Annotated in this window: 6 protein-coding genes and 1 pseudogene; 5 read left to right on the top strand and 2 right to left on the bottom strand. The window is 70.4% G+C overall.

All coding sequences use genetic code 11. From position 1 onward, the window contains the following. Positions 1-425: hypothetical protein (locus tag VFM98_RS16750; RefSeq protein WP_325111037.1), on the bottom strand; the 425-nt coding region annotated here is incomplete at its 3' end. Further along, positions 422-955: a GNAT family N-acetyltransferase gene (locus VFM98_RS16745; protein WP_325111036.1), complete on the bottom strand. Its 534-nt coding sequence runs from the start codon at positions 953-955 to the stop codon at positions 422-424. The genes VFM98_RS16750 and VFM98_RS16745, both read right to left, overlap by 4 nt. 130 nt (positions 956-1085) lie before the next feature. On the opposite strand from VFM98_RS16745, the gene rpsP reads away from it, so the two are divergent. The 5 genes and pseudogenes from rpsP to VFM98_RS16720 form a co-directional block, all read left to right on the top strand. After that, the gene (gene rpsP / locus VFM98_RS16740; protein ID WP_325111035.1) at positions 1086-1367 is read left to right on the top strand and encodes a 30S ribosomal protein S16; all 282 of its coding nucleotides are present in this window, start codon (positions 1086-1088) and stop codon (positions 1365-1367) included. Positions 1368-1374: 7 nt separating this feature from the next. Beyond that, the gene (gene rimM / locus VFM98_RS16735; RefSeq protein WP_325111034.1) at positions 1375-1971 is read left to right on the top strand and encodes a ribosome maturation factor RimM; all 597 of its coding nucleotides are present in this window, start codon (positions 1375-1377) and stop codon (positions 1969-1971) included. Between the two features lie 6 nt (positions 1972-1977). Continuing rightward, entirely contained in the window at positions 1978-2721 is a 744-nt protein-coding gene (trmD, locus tag VFM98_RS16730; RefSeq protein ID WP_325111033.1) for a tRNA (guanosine(37)-N1)-methyltransferase TrmD, read from the top strand. A gap of 134 nt (positions 2722-2855) precedes the next feature. Then, the gene (rplS, locus tag VFM98_RS16725; protein ID WP_325111032.1) at positions 2856-3239 is read left to right on the top strand and encodes a 50S ribosomal protein L19; all 384 of its coding nucleotides are present in this window, start codon (positions 2856-2858) and stop codon (positions 3237-3239) included. A gap of 70 nt (positions 3240-3309) precedes the next feature. After that, positions 3310-3544, top strand: a pseudogene (locus tag VFM98_RS16720) (coenzyme A pyrophosphatase); the annotation flags it as partial.

The raw sequence follows: 3544 nt of genomic DNA, 5'->3' as shown, positions 1-3544 counted from the left end.
TCTTCCACCTGGTACTCGAAATAGCGCTGGAAGCTGAAGGCCAGGCTGGCCATGAGGACGCCGGCGCCGATGGCGAGCGAGAGGGCGATGGCGAAGATCGTGCCCCAATGGGTGCCGCCGGGCTCGGCGCCGGGCGCGGCGGCGGGATTGAAGCGCGCATTCCACTTCTCCCGCTCCATCAGCCCGTAGACGATCGCGTTGAGGCAGCAGCCCGCGATGGTGAACCCCAGCAGCGGGATCAGCAGCCAGGACAGGGTATCGTCCTGCCCGTACTGCTGCACCCGCTCGATGCCGTACAGCCCCAGCGCAGTGGGAATCGGCAGCAGCCAGCCGGTCAGGTCACCGAAGCCGCGCAGGTAGAAGCGGTGCAGCCCCAGCGGCCCACCCAGGAAGGCGAGCCAGGTCGCCAGCGTCTTGCTCTTCATTTCGCCGGCGCTTCCGGAGCCGTGCGGCTGCCTTCGCCGATCGAGCGTTCCATCAGCACGATGTCGAGCCAGCGGCCGAATTTCCAGCCGCAGGACTCGATGGTGCCCACGTGGCGGAAGCCCACGGCGCGGTGCACGCCGATCGAGCGCACGTTGTCCGAGTCGCCGATCACGGCGATCAGCTTGCGGATGCCGGCGGCCTCCGCCTGCTTGCACAGCTCGGTCAGCAGCTTGTTGCCGATGCGCTGGCCGCCCGCGTCGGGGTCGAGGTAGATGGAGTCCTCGGCCGAGAAGCGGTAGGCCGGCCGCGGCTTGAACCACTGGCAGTAGGCGAAGCCCAGCACGCGGCCGTCGTTGTCGGCCACCAGGTAGGGCAGGCCCTTGGCGAGCACGTCGGCGCGGCGCGCCGCCATCTCGGCCTCGGTGGGCGCGGTGGTCTCGAAAGTGCCGGTGCCGTGCAGGACGTGGTGGGCGTAGATGGCGGTGATCGCGGGAATGTCGGCGTCGGTGCTCGGCCGCAGAGTCAGCATAAAGGAGAAGAAGTTATAATCGCGGGCTTTTCGGCGTGTCGCTGGCCGGGTGGCCAGTCGCGTGTCTCAACGCCGGAAGAACATCATGCGTGCCGGGAAGGCACGCTGTCATCCACCCGAAGGATAAAGCATGGTCGTCATTCGACTCTCCCGCGGCGGTTCCAAGCACCGCCCGTTCTACAACATCGTCGTCGCCGACAAGCGCGTGCGCCGCGACGGCCGCTTCATCGAGCGGCTGGGCTTCTACAACCCCATCGCCAAGGATGGGGAAGAGAAGCTGCGCGTCGCGCAGGACCGCCTGAGCTACTGGCGCGGCGTCGGCGCGCAGGCCTCCCCGACCGTCGAGCGCCTGCTGAAGCAGGGCGCCACCCAGGCCCCGGCTGCCGCGGCCGAAGCCCCGGCTGCTGCCTGAAGCTCCCATGGCCGCGCCCGGCGGTCCGGCAGCCCCGCGGCTGCCAGAGGACATCGAACCCGCGGAACTGCCCGCGGATGCCATCGAGGTCGGGCGCATCCACGATGCCTGGGGCGTCAAGGGCTGGTTCAGGGTCCTGCCCCACAGCGCCGATCCGCAGGCGCTGTTCTCCACCAAGCGCTGGTACCTGCAGCCTCCCGACAAGGGCCCCCGGGCCTTCGCCGGCACGCTGCTGCTGCGCGTGCGCGAGGCGAAGGAGCATTCCGACGTCATCGTCGCCCGCGCCGATGCGGTGGCTGACCGCACCACCGCGGAGCTGCTCAAGGGCGCGCGCATCTTCGTGCCGCGTTCGTCCTTTCCCACCGCTGCCGAGGACGAGTACTACTGGGTCGACCTGATCGGCCTGGAAGTCGTCAACCGCGAAGGCGTGCACCTGGGCCGCGTCAGGGACCTGATGGCCACCGGCCCGCAGACGGTGCTGGTGGTGGAATACGAGGAGGCCGGCAAGCCGCAGGAGCGGATGCTGCCCTTCGTGGGCGCCTACGTCGACGAGGTCGACCTGCGCGCGCGCCGCATCACGGTGGACTGGCAGCCTGATTTCTGAGGCGCCATGCGCTTCGACGTCGTCACCCTGTTCCCCGAACTCTTCGCGCCCTTCCTGGCCGCGGGCGTGACCCGCCGCGCCTACGAGACCAGGCAGGTCGACGTGCGCCTGTGGCAGCTGCGCGACTACGCCGAGGGCAACTACCGGCGCGTCGACGACCGCCCCTTCGGTGGCGGCCCGGGCATGGTGATGCTGGCCGAGCCGCTGGCGCGCTGCCTGGCGGCGGTGAAGGCGGAGCGCGGCGACGCCGCGCCCGTCGTCCTTTTTTCCCCCATCGGTGAGCGGCTGGACCACGCGGGCGTGGAGCGCTGGTCCGCCAGCGCGGGCGCCATCCTGGTCTGCGGCCGCTACGAAGGCATCGACCAGCGCTTCATCGACACCCACGTGGACGTGCAGCTGAGCCTGGGCGACTTCGTGCTCTCGGGCGGCGAGATCGCCACCATGGCGTTGCTGGACGCGGTGGCGCGGCTGCAGCCCGGCGTGCTCAACGACGCCGGCAGCCACCAGGAAGACAGTTTCAACCCCGCCCTCGACGGCCTGCTCGATTGCCCGCACTACACCCGGCCCGAGGAGTGGAACGGCCTGCGGGTGCCGGAGGAACTGCTCTCCGGCCACCACGCCCGCATCGAGGCCTGGCGCCGGCGGCAGCGGCTGGCGCTGACGGCGCGCCACCGGCCCGACCTGATCGCCGCCGCCCGCGCGGCGGGCCGCCTGAGCCGCGCCGACGAGGATTTCCTCGGCACGCTATAATCGCGGGCTCCCCGATCCTCTGTCCGGCCGTCCGGGCCGCCCCGCACCACAAGAAGCGGGCGCGCCAGGGCCTTCAGTCGCAGGAGCGGCGCCTTCGCGCCGCGGCGCAGCGCGGACACGATCACGAGGTAACCATGAACCTGATCCAGACCCTCGAACAAGAGGAAATCGCCCGCCTGGGCAAGAAGATCCCCGAATTCGCCCCCGGCGACACGGTGATCGTTTCCGTCAACGTCGTCGAAGGCAACCGCAAGCGCGTGCAGGCCTACGAAGGCGTGGTGATCGCCAAGCGCAACCGCGGCCTGAACAGCGCCTTCACGGTGCGCAAGATCTCCAGCGGCGAAGGCGTGGAGCGCACCTTCCAGACCTACAGCCCGCTGATCGCCGGCATCGAGGTCAAGCGCCGCGGCGACGTGCGCCGCGCCAAGCTGTACTACCTGCGCGAGCGTTCCGGCAAGTCGGCCCGCATCAAGGAAAAGCTGGCCCACCGCGTCAAGGACGCCGCCGCCGCGGAGTAACGCAGCACCGCCTCGCGACCAGCCGCCGCCGGCCCACCAGCCCGCGGCGGTTTTTCATTTCCACGGTCCCATGTCGCCGATCGATCCCTCCGCCACGATCCCGCCGGACACCCCGCTGTCGAAGCTGCCCAACTTCGATCCGCGCGAGGTGCCGGTGCTCGCGGTCGACGACCACCTGCCGCCCGTCGGCCCCGAGCGCCTCACGCCCGAGGCCCTGCGCAACCGCTTCGCCTGGCCGCCCGCGTGGCAGCCGGAGCTGCGCGGCGAGCCGCGCTTCACCGACCGCAGGACGGCCCAGGCCTCGG

Source organism: Ramlibacter sp., from assembly GCF_035706265.1.
Classification (GTDB): Bacteria; Pseudomonadota; Gammaproteobacteria; order Burkholderiales; family Burkholderiaceae_C; genus Ramlibacter.
Note: the sequence above shows the minus strand (reverse complement) of the source record. Positions and strands in the feature narration are given on the sequence as shown.